This window comes from Bradyrhizobium sp. SMVTL-02, from assembly GCF_051853005.1.
In the GTDB taxonomy this organism is placed as follows: domain Bacteria; phylum Pseudomonadota; class Alphaproteobacteria; order Rhizobiales; family Xanthobacteraceae; genus Bradyrhizobium.
This window is the reverse complement of record NZ_CP182469.1, coordinates 4,035,190-4,052,803: the sequence shown is the minus strand read 5'-3', so window position 1 is coordinate 4,052,803 and position 17,614 is coordinate 4,035,190. Positions and strand designations below refer to the sequence as shown.

18 protein-coding genes and 1 pseudogene are annotated in these 17,614 nt (G+C 65.8%); 9 read left to right on the top strand and 10 right to left on the bottom strand.

The features are described 5' to 3' along the window. Nucleotides 1–386: 386 nt before the first annotated feature. The 5 genes from ACNJYB_RS19010 (at nt 387) to ACNJYB_RS18990 (ending at nt 5,319) form a co-directional block, all read left to right on the top strand. Nucleotides 387–1,385 (top strand): acyl-CoA desaturase, encoded by a 999-nt coding sequence (locus tag ACNJYB_RS19010; RefSeq protein ID WP_439375324.1) that lies wholly within the window; start codon nt 387–389, stop codon nt 1,383–1,385. 135 nt (nt 1,386–1,520) lie between these two features. Continuing rightward, nucleotides 1,521–1,763, top strand: coding sequence for a hypothetical protein (locus tag ACNJYB_RS19005; protein WP_439375323.1), 243 nt, complete (start codon nt 1,521–1,523; stop codon nt 1,761–1,763). A gap of 548 nt (nt 1,764–2,311) precedes the next feature. Continuing rightward, nucleotides 2,312–3,352, top strand: a complete 1,041-nt coding sequence (locus ACNJYB_RS19000) for a PrsW family glutamic-type intramembrane protease (protein WP_439375322.1) — start codon at nt 2,312–2,314, stop codon at nt 3,350–3,352. A gap of 69 nt (nt 3,353–3,421) precedes the next feature. Further along, a complete protein-coding gene (locus ACNJYB_RS18995; protein WP_439375321.1) occupies nt 3,422–4,000 on the top strand; it encodes an HdeD family acid-resistance protein in 579 nt (192 codons plus the stop codon). A 233-nt stretch (nt 4,001–4,233) separates the two neighbouring features. Further along, nucleotides 4,234–5,319 (top strand): 3-deoxy-7-phosphoheptulonate synthase, encoded by a 1,086-nt coding sequence (locus tag ACNJYB_RS18990; protein WP_439375320.1) that lies wholly within the window; start codon nt 4,234–4,236, stop codon nt 5,317–5,319. A 55-nt stretch (nt 5,320–5,374) separates the two neighbouring features. On the opposite strand, the gene ACNJYB_RS18985 is transcribed toward ACNJYB_RS18990, so the two are convergent. The 3 genes from ACNJYB_RS18985 to epmA are packed head-to-tail and all read right to left on the bottom strand — an operon-like array spanning nt 5,375 to nt 7,828. Then, entirely contained in the window at nt 5,375–5,629 is a 255-nt protein-coding gene (locus ACNJYB_RS18985) for a hypothetical protein (protein WP_439375319.1), read from the bottom strand. 43 nt (nt 5,630–5,672) lie between these two features. After that, the gene (locus ACNJYB_RS18980; protein WP_439375318.1) at nt 5,673–6,767 is read right to left on the bottom strand and encodes a lysine-2,3-aminomutase-like protein; all 1,095 of its coding nucleotides are present in this window, start codon (nt 6,765–6,767) and stop codon (nt 5,673–5,675) included. Beyond that, complete coding sequence (gene epmA / locus ACNJYB_RS18975; RefSeq protein WP_439375317.1) at nt 6,764–7,828, bottom strand: EF-P lysine aminoacylase EpmA; 1,065 nt, start codon at nt 7,826–7,828, stop codon at nt 6,764–6,766. The genes ACNJYB_RS18980 and epmA overlap by 4 nt, the downstream gene beginning before the upstream one ends. A gap of 162 nt (nt 7,829–7,990) precedes the next feature. Here epmA and efp point away from each other — a divergent pair, with 162 nt between their 5' ends. Both efp and ACNJYB_RS18965 read left to right on the top strand, forming a co-directional pair. Continuing rightward, entirely contained in the window at nt 7,991–8,557 is a 567-nt protein-coding gene (gene efp, locus ACNJYB_RS18970) for an elongation factor P (protein ID WP_027572324.1), read from the top strand. A 25-nt stretch (nt 8,558–8,582) separates the two neighbouring features. Next, a complete protein-coding gene (locus ACNJYB_RS18965; RefSeq protein ID WP_439375316.1) occupies nt 8,583–10,205 on the top strand; it encodes a M23 family peptidase in 1,623 nt (540 codons plus the stop codon). 170 nt (nt 10,206–10,375) lie between these two features. Here the strand turns inward: ACNJYB_RS18965 and ACNJYB_RS18960 are convergent, their stop codons facing one another. Together ACNJYB_RS18960 and ACNJYB_RS18955 are read right to left on the bottom strand one after the other, a co-directional pair. Then, a complete protein-coding gene (locus ACNJYB_RS18960; protein WP_439375315.1) occupies nt 10,376–10,879 on the bottom strand; it encodes a cupin domain-containing protein in 504 nt (167 codons plus the stop codon). A gap of 19 nt (nt 10,880–10,898) precedes the next feature. Beyond that, nucleotides 10,899–11,378 carry a carboxymuconolactone decarboxylase family protein gene (locus tag ACNJYB_RS18955; RefSeq protein ID WP_439375314.1) on the bottom strand — a complete coding sequence of 160 codons (480 nt, stop codon included), beginning with the start codon at nt 11,376–11,378 and terminating at the stop codon, nt 10,899–10,901. A gap of 53 nt (nt 11,379–11,431) precedes the next feature. On the opposite strand from ACNJYB_RS18955, the gene ACNJYB_RS18950 reads away from it, so the two are divergent. After that, nucleotides 11,432–11,962 (top strand): MarR family winged helix-turn-helix transcriptional regulator, encoded by a 531-nt coding sequence (locus tag ACNJYB_RS18950; protein WP_439375313.1) that lies wholly within the window; start codon nt 11,432–11,434, stop codon nt 11,960–11,962. Nucleotides 11,963–11,968: 6 nt separating this feature from the next. On the opposite strand, the gene ACNJYB_RS18945 is transcribed toward ACNJYB_RS18950, so the two are convergent. Together ACNJYB_RS18945 and ACNJYB_RS18940 are read right to left on the bottom strand one after the other, a co-directional pair. After that, a complete protein-coding gene (locus tag ACNJYB_RS18945; RefSeq protein ID WP_439375312.1) occupies nt 11,969–12,139 on the bottom strand; it encodes a hypothetical protein in 171 nt (56 codons plus the stop codon). Between the two features lie 78 nt (nt 12,140–12,217). Then, nucleotides 12,218–12,469: a hypothetical protein gene (locus ACNJYB_RS18940; RefSeq protein ID WP_439375311.1), complete on the bottom strand. Its 252-nt coding sequence runs from the start codon at nt 12,467–12,469 to the stop codon at nt 12,218–12,220. A gap of 154 nt (nt 12,470–12,623) precedes the next feature. Between ACNJYB_RS18940 and ACNJYB_RS18935 the strand changes: the two genes are divergently transcribed. Beyond that, entirely contained in the window at nt 12,624–13,853 is a 1,230-nt protein-coding gene (locus ACNJYB_RS18935) for a lytic murein transglycosylase (RefSeq protein WP_439375310.1), read from the top strand. A 4-nt stretch (nt 13,854–13,857) separates the two neighbouring features. Here the strand turns inward: ACNJYB_RS18935 and ACNJYB_RS18930 are convergent, their stop codons facing one another. The 3 genes and pseudogenes from ACNJYB_RS18930 to recJ form a co-directional block, all read right to left on the bottom strand. After that, nucleotides 13,858–14,655 (bottom strand): aldolase, encoded by a 798-nt coding sequence (locus tag ACNJYB_RS18930; RefSeq protein ID WP_439375309.1) that lies wholly within the window; start codon nt 14,653–14,655, stop codon nt 13,858–13,860. A 93-nt stretch (nt 14,656–14,748) separates the two neighbouring features. Then, a pseudogene (locus tag ACNJYB_RS18925) lies at nt 14,749–15,557 on the bottom strand (SDR family NAD(P)-dependent oxidoreductase). 90 nt (nt 15,558–15,647) lie between these two features. Beyond that, nucleotides 15,648–17,489, bottom strand: a complete 1,842-nt coding sequence (recJ, locus tag ACNJYB_RS18920) for a single-stranded-DNA-specific exonuclease RecJ (protein WP_439375308.1) — start codon at nt 17,487–17,489, stop codon at nt 15,648–15,650. Between the last annotated feature and the right edge of the window lie 125 nt (nt 17,490–17,614).

Sequence of the window (17,614 nt, the reverse complement as noted above, 5' to 3'; positions counted from 1 at the left end):
TTCACGGTGGAGAGAGCGGTTCGATTCCGCTAGGGAGCGCCACGCGCGAGACGGCGATATTTACCGCCCCTCACCATGAACCTCCCCGCCCCTGATCGCGCTCGGCCTGGCGTGGCGCTGGTCGAATAGTTGCCGTCCGCTGCTTCCGACTGCGCTTGGTAATGACGAGGTTGTGAGAACATCTCTGCGGCCCCGCGCGTTTACTGGTCGCGCGACGACCTCGTCCGCCTGATCGTTCGCTCGTCCCTGGCGCAGTCGGCCTGACACCGGCCGGGTCGATCTTAACTCTTTCTTAACTAAATGCTGGAGGCGGCCCCCCCTGCGCGCTAGGGTGTTTCCCAGTACGTCCGCAATCAGTGCGGGCCTCAAGTATTGGAACGCCCGGAATGTCCATCGCCGAGTCCGCCCCGGCTGAAATCGCGAAATCCACCGTTACTGCCGCCAAGCCACAGCTTCCACCCGGCGTCGTCATCGAAGGCCCGCTGGTCCGGGCCAAGCTGCGCGAGAGCTATCTTCTGCTCGGCATCCTCTATGTTGGCGCCGTCGCGGGCATCATCTGGGCCGTCACGCAGGGCGTCGGCAAGGTGGAACTGTTTACGTTCGCCTGGATGTTCGCGCTTACGACGTTCGGCATCGGCGCCGGCATGCATCGCCTGTTCGTCCACCGCAGCTTCCGCACCGGCCCGATCATGCGCGTCTTCTTCTGCGCGATTGCGCAGATGGCGGTGCAGGGCTCGATTGCCAAATGGGTCGCCAACCACCGCCGTCACCATCTCTATGCCGATGATGTCGGCGATCCCCACAGCTCGCAATTCGACGGCTTCGGCAATCGCTATGCCAGCGCGCTGAAGGGCTTCCTGCATGCCCAGGGCAGCTGGGTGTTCGACCAGGCAACCACCGACAACGAGTACTACGCCAAGGACATCCTCGCCGATCCCATCGCGATGTTCTTCGTGCGCACCCGCTGGGTCTGGTACGGGATGTCGGCTGTCTTCATCCCCGGCATTGTCGGCTACACCTTCGGCGGCGTGCACAGCATGATCGGCTGCGTGCTGTTCTCCGGCCTGCTGCGCGCCTATCTGCTGATCCTCACCAGCCAGCTCACCGGCTCGGTCTGCCACGCCTACGGCTATCGCCGCTTCGAGGTCGACGACGCCTCGACCAACGAGTTCGTGACCACGATCCTCACCTTCGGCGAGGGTCTGCACAACAACCATCACCGCTTTCCGCGGGACGCCTACATCTCGCACGCCTGGTGGGAGATCGATCTCAACGGCCTGATCATCCTGGGCCTGGAAAAGATCGGCCTCGTCCACGACGTCTTCCACGCCTCGCACCGGCAGCTGGAGCAGGCCGAAGCACAGGCGGCCTCGACGGCGCGCTGACCGGCAGGCGGCGGCCGCGTTGCGGCCGTCTCGCCTCCGCATCGCCGCCCTATCGCGGCCCCATTGCGGGATCAGCTTTTGACGGTCCGCGCCGCATGCCGGACGTCTTTTGCGGACTTGCGATCGGGGGACCGGATGCCAGTCAACAAGATCACTTGGGACAGGGTCGGCCGGGTTACCGAGCCCGGCCGCTACATGTACACGTTCGGCTGGCTCACCATCACCGCCGACGATCTCGACATCTGGAAGCAATATCCCAACGCCGCCTTCACGCTGCTCGCGCACCCTGCCGAGCGGGACGTGTTTGTCGGCGAGGAATTCCATCTCGGCGCCTTCGACATCGCCCCCGAAGCGCCACCGCCGTTCACCACGCACTGAAGGCAGGGACCAGCGCTGAGCGAAAGGCCGCCTGCACGCAGCGCAGCTCACGCGGGAACGCTTGGCATGCGCGTTGCTTAATCTGGGCAATGATGCACATCCCAGCCGTCGACCAGGCCTTCCTGCTGCTGCTCATGTGTTCTGCCTCGGCACGTGCCTCGTGCGCGCCTTCTGGGAGCTGGAGCAGGTAAGGGCCCGCCGGATCGCATCACCGCCGCGCGGCAGCAAGACGGAGCGTGACTAGGCGGGCCGTGCGCTCGCCGGGCGGGCCATCGGTCTTGGGACAATAATATCCATCGTGAATCGAAAAAACCTGCGCACTCCCTTGATCTGACTTGCCAATTCGCACCGGGCCGCAAGGCGCCGCTATATGCTATTGATGACGAAGCGGCTTTGTCATGCAATTGATTGCGCTCGTATTCTGGAGATGGCGGTCCTTATGAAGGTTGGCTGTCCCGCTCGTTAAGCGAGGCGACAGCCAGCACATGACACATGGTCGCATCGGTAGAAGTAGCTAAGCGGACCAAGGGAACCTATTTTCGGCGCCGATGTACCTGATTGAAGCGTTACCCACCGTCATCGGAACTGCCGCCATCGCCCCGGCGCTGCTGATGCTCTGGCTCGTCATTGCCGCCGAGGAACGTCCGGGGCCGCCGGCCCAGGTCTGGACCGCGTTCCTGTTAGGTGCGGCCAGCATTTCGCTGCTGGGCCTTGCCCGAGCCCCCTTCGCCAAGATGGTTGCGGCCCCCGACAACCCCTGGGCCGCGCTGGCCATGCATTCGGTGTTCGGGGTCGCGCTGCCGGAAGAAGCCGTGAAGGTAATTGCCATCGTGCTGGTCTCCTCGACCAAGCGGCGCACCTTCGCCAATCCGATGGACACCGTGGTCTACGGCGCCGCGGTCGGCCTCGGCTTCGCCGCCTACGAGAACCTCGCTTATCTCGTCCAGCATGCCGAGATGTGGCGGTCGCTGGCCGCACTTCGCAGCGTGCTGACGGTGCCGTTCCACGGCGCGCTCGGCATCATCGCCGGCGCTTACCTGACGATCGCGCGGGCCGGCACGGCGCTCGGCGCGAACCGCCACCATCGCGACTGGGCCCGCCTGTCCAGCCGCCTCTTGATCTTCGCCGGCCCGCTTGCGCTGCATTCGGCCTTCGACTTCCCGCTGCTGACGCTTCAGCGCATGCCCGATCTCGATCCGACGATCCGGATGTGGCTGGGCGGCGCGAGCCTCCTGATCGGCTTCAGCTCGATCGCGTTCGCCATCCGCCTGGTCCGGCGCGTCGCGCGCCACCACGCGCCCCGCACCGACGTCGCGCGGGAGCGGCTCAGCCAATTGCGGCGGATGTGGGCGCTGTTGCTCGCCGGTGGCGGCGTCGGCTTTCTCGGCCTCGCTTTCGTGCTGACCTCGATCCATCACTGGCTCATCAACCCCGAGCGTAATCTCACGCTGGCGCTGATCCCGATCGGCTTCGTCTCGATCCTGCTCGGTCTCGCACTTCTGACCGTCACGATCGCGATCTACATTCTCGGCCGTAACCGCGTTCGTACCAGTGGTGAAGGTTTTTCGTCTGCGCACGGGGGCGGCTGACGCACGGGTTGGCGAGCGCGCTGCGCACCGGGTAGATTGGACGCATCGGCGGCCAATTTGGGGAGCACCATGACATCGCCCGAGGATTTTTCACGGCTGCAATCCGCGATGAGCCAGGCGGTGAAAGCGCATTGGAGGGCTTTCCTGTTCGAAGGCATCCTGCTCGCCGTGCTCGGCATTGCCGCGCTGATCGTGCCGCCGCTCGCCAGCCTTGCGACCGCGATCTTCCTCGGCTGGGTATTTTTGATCAGCGGCATCGGCGGCTTGATCGTGACTTATTGGGCGCGCAGCACGCCGGGTTTCTGGTGGTCGCTGATCTCGGCCGCAGTCGCCTGCTTCGCCGGCCTGCTGCTGCTGGCCCGGCCGATGCAGGCCGTGCTGACGCTGACCATCGTGCTCGGCGCCTATTTCCTCGCCGAGGGCGTCGCCACCATCATGTACGCGCTCGAGCACCGCCGCGAGCTCAGCGGCCGCTGGTCGTGGCTCCTGATCTCGGGGCTCGTCGACATCGCGATCGCCTTCATGGTCATCACGGGTCTGCCGAGCTCGGCGGAATGGGCGATCGGCGTCCTCGTCGGTATCAACCTGCTGTTCGGCGGCGCCACCCTGATCGGCGTGTCGCTGGCGGCGCGCAACAGCAACACCTGAGACGCTCAGTCGCGCCCGGTGCCGTTTTGGGGGGTGACAAGGTGCCGACGGCACGCTATATCGCCTGCCATGATCACCGTCGCCACCAGCTATTTTTGGTACTTTAGCTACGACAGCTTGCTGGCGGCAGGAGGATCGCGCTCAATCTGAATATTGAAGCAAACGTCCGAACAGCCGCCAGACCTGGCGGCTTTTTTATTGGCCGGCAGGTTCTAAACCGACAGGAGCCCGCCGTGCTGAGCACGACCGACGATCTTCGTATCCGCGAACTGAAAGAGCTGAGCACGCCCGATGAGGTGATGCGGGAAGTCCCGCGCACGCTCACGGCGACCCGTGTGGTCATGGCGGCGCGCAACGCCATCCATGCCATCCTCACCGGCCAGGACGACCGCCTGCTGGTCGTGGTCGGCCCCTGCTCGGTGCACGATCCCAGGGCCGCGCTCGACTACGCCGAGCGCCTTGCAAAGCTGCGCGAGGACCTCGCCGACCAGCTCGAGATCGTGATGCGGGTCTATTTCGAGAAGCCGCGCACCACCGTCGGCTGGAAAGGCCTGATCAACGATCCCGATCTCGACGGCAGCTTCGACATCAACAAGGGCCTGCGGCTGGCGCGCAACGTGCTGGCGGCCGTGAACAATCTCGGCCTGCCGGCCGGCACCGAATTCCTGGACATGACAACGCCGCAATACATCGCCGACCTCGTGTCCTGGGCCGCCATCGGCGCGCGCACGACCGAGAGCCAGATCCACCGCGAGCTGGCCTCCGGCCTGTCCTGCCCGGTCGGCTTCAAGAACGGCACCGACGGCAACGTGCGGATCGCGGCAGACGCCGTGAAGTCGGCCGCGCATCCGCACCATTTCATGGCGGTGACCAAGCTCGGCCGCTCGGCGATCGCCTCGACCGCCGGCAACGAGGACTGCCACATCATCCTGCGCGGCGGCAGCAAGCCGAACTTTGACGCGGCAAGCGTCGCGGCGGCCTGCAACGAGCTGGCGAAATCCGGCGTCGCGCCGCTCGTCATGGTGGATGCGAGCCATGCCAATTCGAACAAGAAGCCGGAGAACCAGCCGCTGGTGACGGCGGACATCGCCGCCCAGATCTCGGGCGGCGAGAACCGCCTCATGGGCGTGATGATCGAGAGCAATCTCGTGGCCGGCCGCCAGGACGTGGTGCTGGGCAAGCCGCTCACCTACGGCCAGAGCATCACGGATGGCTGTATCGATTGGGCGACCACGGCAACCGTGCTCGAGCAGCTCGCCGACGCGGTCGAAATCCGCCGCAATACCCAGCGCGCAGGGTTGCACGAGCGGTCGGCCTGAGGCGAAGGCAATGCGGGCGGGGCGATGCTGTTCGCGCCCCTGCCCCCTGTCGTGATCAGCAGCCGCGGCAGATGCTCTTGATCTTCTTGTCGAGCAGGGCGTCTTCCTTGTTCACGGGATTGTTCGGATCGCTCAGGTTCTTCTCGTTCGGCACATCGCTGGCGCGCGGCTGGCGATGACCGACGGGCGCCGGCAACACCGATCCGGAGGATGCGCCGCTTGGTGTCGATCCCTTGGAGCCGCCGGTTTGTGCAACCGCCGTGCCGCCGAGCAAGACCACGAGCGATGCTGCCACGATGATCTTCTTCATGTCGTTATCCTCCGTTCTCAACGGGCGCTCCCACCATCACCGCTCAGGTCTCGGGCGGATAGAGATGAACCTCGCCGCAATAATCCACGATACGATAGCGTGTTTCGGCGTCCGCATCACGTGCATCGGGTGCGGTATTTTGTGCCGCCAACACATAATTCGGCCCGACCGGCGACTTGCCGGCGCCGCCGGGAATATCGATGACATAGTCAGGCTGACACAGTCCTGACACCCGCCCGCGTAGTTGCCGCATCAATTCCTGCCCCTCGGCCAGCGTCGTTCGCAGATGCGCTGTGCCCGGCGCCAGATCGCCGTGATGCAGGTAGTAGGGCTTGATCCGGCATTCGACGAAAGCGCGCATCAAATTCGACAAAGCAGCCACATTGTCGTTGACGCCGCGCAAAAGCACGGACTGGCTGACCATGGCAATGCCGGCATCGACGAGCCGCGCGCAAGCGGCACGGGCGCCTTCCGTCAGCTCGCGCGCATGATTGGCATGCAGCGCAACCCAGGTGGCCGCACCCGAAACCTTCAGCGCGGCGACCATCTCGTCGCTGACGCGCGCGGGATCGGCGACCGGCACGCGGGTGTGAAGGCGGATGATCTTGACGTGATCGATTGCCGCGAGATCGGCCATGATCTCGCTCATGCGACGCGGCGACAGCATCAAGGGATCGCCGCCGGTCAGGATCACCTCCCAGATTTCCCCATGCGAACGGATGTAGTCGATCGCGGCGCGATAGGCGCCGTCCGACAGCGCATTCTCCTTGCCGGGCCCGACCATCTCGCGGCGGAAACAGAAGCGGCAATAGACCGCACAGACGTGCACCAGCTTGAACAGCACGCGATCGGGATAGCGATGCACGATTCCAGGAACCGGCGAGTGCGGATGGTCGCCGATCGGATCGGCGTTCTCGCCCGGCTGCATCTCCAGCTCCGCGGCGGTCGGAACGAATTGCCGCGCGATGGGATCATCGGGAGCGGAGGTGTCGATCAGATCGACCAGCGCCGGCGTGATCGCAACCGCATAGCGCGCGGCGACGCGCTCGAGCGCGGGCAGCGCCGCGGCGGGCGCGAGGCCCTCGGCCACGAGTTCGGCCGGCTCGCGCAAGGTGCGTGCAAGATTGGTCTTCGTCATGTTTCGCTTAACGTTTCTTCTGCAGGCGGAGTCCACACCACCTGATCAATCCGTGTTGCGCCGCTCGCCAGCATTACCAGCCGGTCGAAGCCGAGTGCGACGCCGCTCGCTTCCGGCATTGCGGCGACCGCGGCGAGAAAATCCTCGTCCAGGGGATAGGCCTCGCCGTAGCGGCGCTGCTTCTCGTTCATCGAGTCCGTGAAGCGGCGGCGCTGCTCCTCGGCGTCGGTCAGTTCACCAAAACCGTTGGCGAGTTCGACGCCGCAGGCATAGACCTCGAACCGCTCGGCGACCCTGGGATCGTCCGCCTTCACCCGCGCCAGCGCCGCCTCTGGAGATGGGTATTCGAACAGGACGGTCAAACGCCCCTGCCCGAGATTCGGCTCGACATGCTCGACCAGGACCTTGCTGAAGATGTCCGACCAGGTGTCGTCCCCGGCGACGCGGACCTTGCCAGCGGCCATTTGGGCGAGCGCGGCACGGTTACCCTCGCCGCCCGAGATTGTCGACAGCAGATCGATCCCGGCGAACCGCTCGAAGGCGCCGGCGACCGTCAAAAGCTCCGGCTCGGCGAAGGGATCGGCGGTCCGGCCGCGGAATGAGAACGTCCCGATGCCGGTCGCCTGCGCCGCCCGGGCGATGACGGCGACGGTATCGTCCATGATGGTGTCATAGGGTTGACCGGCCCGGTACCATTCCAGCATGGTGAATTCGGGCAGATGCAGGTCGCCGCGCTCGCGGTCGCGAAACACCCGGGCGAACTCGAAGATTCGGGGCTCCCCGGCCGCGAGGAGCTTCTTGCAGGCGAATTCGGGCGAGGTCCGCAAGTATCGGCTGGCCCGGCTGCCGTCGGGCCGCATGATCTCGGTCCGGGGGGCGTGCAGATGGGTCTCATTGCCCGGAGAGACCTGCAGGACCGAGGTTTCGACCTCGATAAACCCCTGTTCGGCGAAAAAGCCCCGTAGTGCCCGGGTTACGAGGCCCCTGGCCTGGAGGAACGGCCGCCGGTCGAGATGCCGCGAGGGCGACCAGAAAGGCGAGATCGGCTTGTCCCCAGCCATTAACCGACCGCTCCGCAGGGCAGCAAAAAGCTGGCATCCAGCGGCAAAACCAGTATGTTGCGGCCCGAAACGGGCGCCGAGGTCCGATTTGAGGCCCCAAGTCCCCCATCAATTTGACCACGTCCTGGCCGCAGCCGGGCCAAGCAAGCAGGAAATACAGCTTTGAGAGTCATCGCCAGTTCTATTCGCAAGGGCAACGTGATCGAGCAAGACGGCAAGCTTTATGTCGTCGTGAGCGCCGAGAACATCCATCCCGGCAAGGGCACCCCGGTCAGCCAAATCGAAATGCGCCGAATCTCGGACGGGGTAAAGATCTCCGAGCGCTACAAGACCACCGACCAAGTCGAAAAGGCCACGATCGAAGAGCGCAACTACACCTACCTCTACGAAGATGGCGACGGCTACCACTTCATGAACCCGGAGACCTACGACCAGGTCCAGGTGTCCAAGGACGTCGTCGGCGACGCAGCCGCCTATCTTCAGGAGAGCATGACCGTCAAGCTGTCCATGCACGACACCAATCCCGTGTCGATCGCCCTGCCGCAGCGCGTCACGCTGGAAGTGGTGGAGACCGAGCCCGTGACCAAGGGCCAGACCGCCTCCTCGTCCTACAAGCCCGCGGTGCTATCCAACGGCGTGCGCACCACCGTGCCGCCGCACATCACGGTCGGCACCCGCGTGGTGGTGATGACCGAAGACGGCTCCTACGCCGAGCGCGCGAAGGACTAAGCGAAGGACCGGGAATCGGGAACGGGTGCCGCCGGGGGGCGAGACAGTGGTTGGGAAAGGTTTCCGCTTCGTCTCGCTACTCCTGGCGGCGCTGGTGCTCCTCGTTGCCGCTCCGCTGGCCGCGGACGAGTTCCGCAGCCCCTCACTCACGGCCCTGCGCGTCGATTGGCGCGCAGCGCTCGACCAGCTTCGCGCCGAGATCAACAGCCATCCCCAGATCGCCGGCGACTTCATCTTCGTACCCCGCCGCTCGGTGCCGCGCTACGATCCGCGCGCAACGCCGGCCCTGGTGCAGCTCAACGGTGTCTCCTCGCAATTCTTCACCGGCATTGCCCGCAGTGCCGTGCCCGTGCTGCTGCCGTTCGACGCTGGCGCCTATCTCGAGGCCCGGCGCAGTGGCGCGCCGTCAACCCTGTCGCCGTCGCGTTACCAGGCCGACTTCAATCCCGTCGACATGTTCGATGCCGGCCCCGCCGGTTACAGCGCGACCTTTACACTCGAGCCCGGCGCCGGCGACGGCATGCCCTCGCGTGTGTTCGCAAGACCGGTCGAGGTGCAGATCACCGGTTCGGCGCTGCTCTATGACATCGCCGATCCCTCCGGCGGCAAGGGCGAGCCGGTCAAGCCGCTCGCAGCGACGTATCCGGACCTGCGCCGGCTCATCCGCGAAGGTTATGTCCGCTACGCCTTCACGCGCTTCGGCGCCGCCTATGTGGTCTCGATCCAGTGTCTCGACAGCGTCGCAAAACCGCGCCGGCTGGCCTGCAAGGAGGCTTATCCGGTTGCCGAGCGCTTCCTCAAAGCGCTGCGCATCGCCGGCGGCCAGCGCATGCGGCCGCTGACCGACATTGCCTCCAACGGGCTCGATCGTCCCGCGACGCGCTCACCTGATTTCAGCTATCGTCCGAGCGGCGACATCATTCCCAACACCGGCTATCGCAACAAGAGCGGTCATCCTGATGCGATGGCCTATGCGCAGATCCGCTTTCCGCTGGAGAAGGCGCCCGCTTTCGTGCGCTCGCAGTCCTACGCCAAGCGCGACAGGAACGACGGTCTGACCGCCTATCCCTGGCGCGACAATTTCTGCGAGTCCCGCAGCTTCGAAGTCTGGCAATGCGCCGGCGGTTACGGCCATCAGGGCGAGGACATCCGTGCCGCCGAGTGCCCACCGCCCGGCGAAGGCCGCGAACCCTGCGATCGCAAGCAGCGCGCCGTCGTCGCAGTGCGCGACGCCGTCGTCATCCGTTCCTCCAAGGACCAGGCTGCGACGCTTCAGGTGAACAGCCGGACCGAGCACATCCGCTTCCGCTACATGCACATGAATCCGCAGGCGATGAACGCCGATGGCATGCTCAACGGCCGCATCGTCGCCGAGGGCGAGAAGATCGGCGTGGTCTCGAACTATCTCGACCATCCCGCCGGCACGTCGATGCATCTGCATTTCGACGTCCAGGTGTTCACCCGCGACGGCTGGATTTGGGTCAACCCTTACATCACGCTGGTATCCGCCTATGAGCGCCTGATCCGCGCCCGCGGCCGAGAGGTCGGCCCGGAGATCGCCGTCACGGCCCAGCCGGTTGCCCATGCGCTGCCCGAGGACGTCATCAAGCCGGACCTGCGCGAGGGATCGAGCAGCGAGGAGAATTGAGGCAGTTCGCGCCTCATTGCGCAGCTCTCCGCCTCGTGCGAGCGCAGACTAGCCGGATTGACGTCAGGCCCCCGAAGCATCGCGCGCTTGACGTGCCTGGATGGGCGAGGCGAGATCCGGGACCTTCATGACGACCGCCCGGATGTCGCTTGGCTCACCCCGGGCTACGGTCACTCCAGATAGGTCGTCAGCTGCGCGCCCTCGTCCGCGACGAAGACCGCGATCAATTCCGCCGGCTCCGTCGCGCTCGTGTTGGCCGATACGAGATGCGTCGATCCCGGCGGCTCGAAGAAGGATTGCCCGACGCCGAACGTCTCGACCGGGCCGCCGCCGAGCTGAGAGCGGATCTCGCCCTTGGTGATGTACGCGGTCACCGAGCCGGCGTGGCGATGCGGCCGCGAGGACCCGCCCGGACCATAGAAGACCCGCACGATGGTGACGCGCTTGCCGGGCACGTTCGGCAGTGCGTAGGAGCCGATCGGCTCGACCTTGTCGAGCGGCGAACTCTCGGCCGCTGTGGCACAGGGTGGCGCCAGCACGCCGGAGACGGTATCCATCGTCACCGGCAGCGCCTTGCCGATCGCAGACGCGCAGGCGAGCCCTGCGACGGCGGCGAGCACCGCCGAACCAGACGGCGTCGGACGTTGCACGGCAGAAAAGCTCAGGGCTGTCATCGTGGTCTCCCCTTGTCCATCAGGATGCAGCGACGGCCGCTGCGGCCGGCCGCTTCGCCGGGGTCCAGCGGAACGCCGCGCCAAAACGGTTCCAGACATTGATCGATGCTACCGCCGAGGTCAGATACGTCAGCTCCGTCTCGGAGAATTCGCGAGACGCTTCCGCATAGACCTCCTCGCTGACGCCATCGGGCAGGCAGGTCAGCGCTTCGGTCCAGGCCAGGGCCGCCCGCTCGCGTGCGGAAAATATCGGCGCTTCCCGCCAGACCGCGACCAGATGGAGCTTGTCGACGGGCACCCCGATGCGCTCCGACAACAGAACGTGATGCTGAACGCAGAAGGCGCAGCCATTGATCTGCGAGGCGCGCAGCTTGACCAGCTCGAGCAGCTGCTTGTCGAGGCCCGCCTTCGCCGCCACCTGGCCGAGCGCCAGCACCAGGTCATATGCGTCCGGCGCGATCCGCTTGAAATCCTCATATTCGCTACGCGCGTGTGACATTGCCGTGCACCTCGTGTTATGTAAGAGCACTGATAGTGTATAAGAGCTCTTATATGTTACGCAAGACGTCCGGCATCGCAAGATCGAAAGCCTCGCGGAAGACGCCGGCACCCGCCGATGACGGCGTGGCGCGCGTGCCCGCTCCCGGAGAAGGCAAGCGCGGGGAAGAAGGTTATCTCGGCTATCTCTTGCGTCAGGCCCATGCCGCGGTTCGCCTGAGGATGGAACGCACGCTCGCCGATCTCGGCGTGACGTCGCCGCAATTCGCGGTGCTGACGATGCTGAATGCCTATCCCGGACTATCCGGGGCCGATGTCGCCCGCCTCACCTTCCTGACGCCGCAGACCGTCGGCGTCATCGTCCGCAATCTCGAGCGTGACGGCGCGATCGTGATGACGCCGCATCCGGTCCATGGCCGCATCCAGCAATGGACGCTGACGCCGCGGGGGGCGACGCTGCTGAAGGCCTGCAGGGAACGGGTCATCGCGCTGGAGAAGCGTCTCGCCCGGACTCTGGATGCCAAGGCGGAAACTACGGTCCGGCGCTGGCTTGCCGGCATCGCGGCCGATTTGCAGGAAGACTAGGCGGGCCTAGTCGCCGCCGCCTCCCTCGCCGCCATCGAAATCCGGGAGGTCGCCGGCAGCGCCATCGCCCTGAATGCCGCGGCCAAAGTTCTCGGCGACGATCATCAGGATCACGACGAACAGGCCGGCGCCGAAGGGCCATGGATTGGCACGGATGATGTCGAACAACTCGCTCATGCGCGCATCTTGCTGGACAAGAGCGAACCAAGCGTAAAACGGCCATCGGAAAATTGGGGGGCCGGCGAACGGGTGCCTCTATTCGCCCTTCAATACTTTCTTGACCTCGCCATCGGGCCAGCTCTCGCCGGCAGCGATCACCCGCACGCGGGTTTGGTCCGTGCCATTCACCAGCACATGCGAACTCACCCGGTCGCCGCTCGGCTGCAGGTGCAGATCGGTCTCGGGCTTCCAGCTCAGCGTCGTCGCGAGGTCGCCGGGGAAGATCTGCCATTGCGATCCGTCGTCGAGTTCGACGACGTGGCTTTCCGCATGCGCGCGTATCTTCATCCCACCTCTAATACTTCGATGAACAGACCCTGTTCGGAGAGAATGCGGCAGTGCGACAGTTTGTTCCGGTGAACGCCCGCCCCGGCCGGGCGCCTTCGTCTTCGTGTTCCCAGGAACCGTCCCACAGGCACCCGTTTCCCGCTAGAATGGGCCCATGAAACACGCTGATTCCTCACCCCGTCACAGCCGCCGTGCCCTGCTCCAGTCGACGCTTGGCGCTGCCGGCTTGCTGGCGCTTCCGACACGCGTCCTCGCCGCGCCAGCCGGCTTCGACGAATGGCGCGAGTCGTTCCGCGCACGCGCGATGGCGAAGGGCATTTCGGCTGCGACGTGGCAGCGCGCGATGGCGCGGGTCGAGCCCGACATGAGCGTGTTCAAGCAGATGCGCAACCAGCCCGAATTCCACGAGCAGCTCTGGCAATACATCAACCGCCGCGTCTCCGACTGGCGCATTATCAACGGCAAGATCGCGCTGAAGAACAACGAGGCGCTGCTCGCGAGGATCGAGCGCGATTTCGGCGTCGAGCGCGGCACGTTGCTGGCGCTGTGGGGCGTCGAGTCCGCCTATGGCGATCCCCTGGTGCAGCAGAACCACATGACGCCGGTGTTTCCTTCCCTCGCGGCACTCGCCTGGAACGAGCCGCGCCGCAAGGCCTATTGGGAAACCGAGCTGATCAACGCGCTGCGCATCGTCGACAAGGGCTGGAGCACGCCGGAGGAGATGAAGGGATCCTGGGCCGGCGCGATGGGGCACTCGCAATGGATGCCGGAGGTCTGGCTCAATGTCGGCATTGACTATGACGGAGACGGCAAAGTCTCGCCGTTCGGCAAGCCCGACGATGCGCTGGGCTCGACCGCAAAATACCTCGTCAACCGCGGCAAGTGGCATCGCGGCGAGCATTGGGGCTACGAGGTCCGCGCTTCCGGCGACATGAGCGGCAGCCGGACCTATGCGGCCTGGCAAGCCGCCGGCGTCACCCGCGCCGACGGCCAGCCGTTTCCGCAGCCCAATGCATCGGCGCAGATGTGGACGCCGGTTGCGGGCGGACCGACATTCCTGCTGGGGCCGAACTTCTACTCGGTAAAGAGCTACAATCCCTCGATGAACTATGCGCTCGCGATCTGCCATCTCGGCGACCGCTGTCTCGGCGCGCCGCCCTTCATTCAGCCCTTCCCCGGCTCCGAGCGCGCGCTGACGCTGGCGGAGGTGCAGGAGATGCAGACACGCCTGACCAAGGCCGGTTTCGACACCGGCGGCACCGATGGCCGCGTCGGCAACGACACCATGAAGGCGGTCAAGGATTTCCAGCAGCGCGCCGGCATCACGCCGGCCGACGGCTATGGCGGGCTGAAGGTGCTGGCCAAGCTGCGGCAAGGGTCGTAGGGTTTCAGTGCCTGTATTGCGGCTCTTCAGCGTCGAGCTGGCGCCGGATCGCGGCGAGATGCAGCCGCGCGGATTCGGAATCGCCCTCGCGCATCTGCCTGTAGGTTTCCGCCGCAATGGCGGGATCGACCGGCAGCACCTTGCGGCCCGTCGACATCGCAAGCACCTGCACTTCCGCCGCGCGTTCGAGGTAGTAGAGATCGTCCCAGGCCTCTGCGATGGTCGGGGCCAGCACCATCACGCCGTGATGCTTCATGAAGACGATATCGGCATCGCCGACGGCGGAGGCGATGCGCGCGCCTTCGCGGTTGTCGAGCGCGAGGCCGTTGTAATCGCGGTCCACCGCCGTGCGGCCATAGAATTTCAGCGCGGTCTGGCCGGCCCAGATCAGCGGATCGCCCTCGGTCATCGACAACGCCGTCGCATAGGGCATGTGGGTGTGGAAGGCGACCTTGGCTCGCGGCAGCAGCCTGTGCATCTCGGCGTGGATGTAGAACGCGGTCGCCTCGGGCACGCCCTCGCCGTCGAGCACATTGCCGTGGAAATCGCAGATCAGGAGCTTTGACGCGGTCAGCTCACGGAAGGCGTAGCCGTAGGGATTGACCAGGAAGAGATCGTCATGTCCGGGCACAACGGCGGAGAAATGGTTGCAGATGCCTTCTTCAAAACCGTTGCGCGCGGCCATGCGGAAGCAGGCGGCGAGATCCTCGCGCGCGGTACGAATCGCATCAGTGGCGAGGTCCGGCCGGTTCGAGCGGAACGGCGCTGGCAAGGAAGAAGACGAATGCAGACTGTGCGCCATGAAGGACACCTTTGTCGCTCGGAAGCTCTTCGCGTTGTACAGGGGCTGCGCCTGCGCGTCAGCCCCTGTGGGCGCCACCCTGCCCTGCGCGGCTCAGCTTCGCCGCGGCACGCCGCCAGCGTTCATGCCGCCGTCGATGACGAGCTCGCTGCCGGTGACGTAGCGCGAGGCGTCTGACGCCAGATACAGCACGCCGGAGGCAATCTCCGCAGCCTGACCGGCGCGGCCCAATGGCGTGACCACCCGCGCGCGTTCCTCCGGATCGATCGGTGCGTTCTGGCCGGCGCCGGTCGCCCCGGTCGGGATCTTGCCCCAGATCGGGGTGTCGATGATGCCGGGGTGGACCGAGTTGACGCGGATGCCGTCGCCGGCGGCCGCGCACTCCATCGCGATCGACTTGGCGAACAGCCGCACGCCGCCCTTGGTCAGCGAATAGGCCGACAGGCCCGGCGAGCCGCGCAGGCCGGCGAGCGAGGACATCATGACGATCGAACCGCCGCCGTGCTTGCGCATCAGGGGCAGACAATGCTTGACCGACAGAAACACGCCGTCGAGATTGATCGCGTTCTGCCTGCGCCAGTCAGCGAGCGTCATGTCGACGATCGAGGCACGGAAATGCCGATGCCGGCGTTGGAGACAAGAACATCGAGCCTGCCGTAGCGCTTTGCGATCTCCGCGACGACCTCGATCCAGCGCTCCTCGCTGGTGACGTCCTGCTCCAGGAAGATTGCCTTGCCACCGGCCCTCGTAATGCGCCGCGCGAGTTCGGGGCCGCGCAGCTCATCGATGTCGGTCGCAATGACAGTCGCGCCCTCGCGCGCGAACAGCTCGACGACGGCTTCACCGATGCCCGAGGCGCCGCCTGTCACCAGCGCGACCTTGCCCTCAACCTGCCCTGCCATGTTCACTCCCCTTTTTGTTGTTTGAGCAAGGTATCCTTGCGCATGATCTCCGCGCAGACGCGTTCCACGTTTGTCGCGAGGGATCATGCGTCATCTAATCACGGATGGCCCCTGGTCCGGTAGCGCGACGTCGACGACGCGGAATTGCACGCGCTCGGCGCCCTGGTAGCGGTCGACCGACAATGATCCTGCGACATGCATCTGCTGGCCGCGATTGTGAAGGAGCGCATTGCCGAGCTTCTGGCCGACCGAGCGGAACGCGATGCCGTTGACGATTGCGCCGTCGCCGGACTTGAACCGAAGGCGCAGATGCGCCTGGCCGACCTCGTCGGCAAACACGAGCTGATGCGCCGGCAGCGCCAGCACGGGCTCCGGATTGCCGCTGCCGAAGGGACCTGCGCGATTGAGCGTGGTCGCAAGCTCCGGCGTCACCGCGCGCGCGGAGACCGCACCGTCGATATAGAGCTCGTTGACGTGCCGCGCCTCGGCAACGTCCTGCGCCAGCGCATTTTCCAGATAGGCGCGGAATCCGGCGAGCTTCTCTTTCCGCAGCGTGACGCCCGCGGCCATCGCGTGGCCGCCGCCCTTGAGCAGAATGCCGTCGGAGACCGCCTGCCGCACCGCCTTGCCGAGATCGACGCCGGCGATCGAGCGGCCCGAGCCGGTGCCGATGCCGCCGGGTTCGAGCGCAATGGCGAAGGCCGGCCGCGAGAACTTCTCCTTCAGGCGCGATGCAACGAGACCGACCACGCCCGGATGCCAGCCCTCGGACGCCGTGACGATGACACCGACCTTGTCCTCCAGACCGATCGAAGCCAGCGCCTCGGCTTCGGCCTGCGCTTCAGCCGCCTGCTCGATGACACGGCGCTCGCTGTTGAGGCGGTCGAGCTCGGCCGCGATCCGCGCCGCCTCGACGCTGTCGCTTTCGAGCAGCAACCGCACGCCGAGATCGGCACGGCCAATGCGACCGCCGGCATTGACGCGCGGCCCCAGCATGAAGCCGAGATGCCAGGCCTCCGGCGGCCCGTTGAGCCGTGCCACGTCCATCAGCGCGGTATGGCCGACATGGTCGCGCCGCCGCATCGCGATCAGCCCTTTCGCGACGAAGGCGCGGTTGAGACCGATCAGCGGTGCGACGTCGGCAACTGTGCCCAGCGCGACATGATGCAGCGTGCCGAGCAGATCCGGCTCGGGCATTTCGCTCGTCCAGAAGCCGCGCTGGCGCAATTCGCGGTTGACCGCGACCAGTGTCACCAGCACGAGGCCGACGGCGGCGAGATGACCGAGGCCGGAGAGATCATCGAGCCGGTTCGGATTGACCAGCGCATCGACCTCCGGCAGCTCCGTGCCGGCCTGGTGGTGGTCGATCACGACGACGGACATGCCGAGCCGTTTGGCCTCGGCGAGCGGCTCGATGCTGGTGGTGCCGCAATCGACCGTGACGAGCAGCGTCGCGCCTTTGGCCGCCAGGCCGCGAACCGCTTCGACGTTCGGGCCGTAGCCCTCAAAGATCCGGTCGGGAATGTGGATCAGAGGATCGAGCCCGCAATGGCGCAGGTGCCAGGCCAGCAGCGCCGCCGAGGTCGCGCCATCGACGTCGTAATCACCAAAGATCGCGACCTTCTCGCCCCGCGCGGCCGCATCCGCGATGCGCCTGGCGGCGGCCTCCATTTCAGTCACCGTGAACGGGTCCGGCAGCAGCTTTCGGATGGTCGGATCGAGGAAGTCGGCGACCGCGTCGATATCGACCCCGCGGCCCGCCAGCACCCGCGCCAGCAGTTCGGGCAGGTGGTGCCGCTGCACGATGGCCAGCGCCTGAGCCGCCCCGCGAGCGTCCAGCCGGTCGCGCCAGAGCTTGTCGGTGAACGAGCGCGCGACGCCCAGGAACGCCTGGGGCACTTCGACGGGCAAGGCTGTGACAGGCGGCGTCATGACGAGGCGATCGGTTGGGGAACTCGGATCCGGGCGATCACGCGGGCGGTACCGGGACTGGCTTTAGGGGGATTGGCCGGGAAACCCCCGCGATTTGCAACGGTCCGAACGCACAAAGCAGTGGA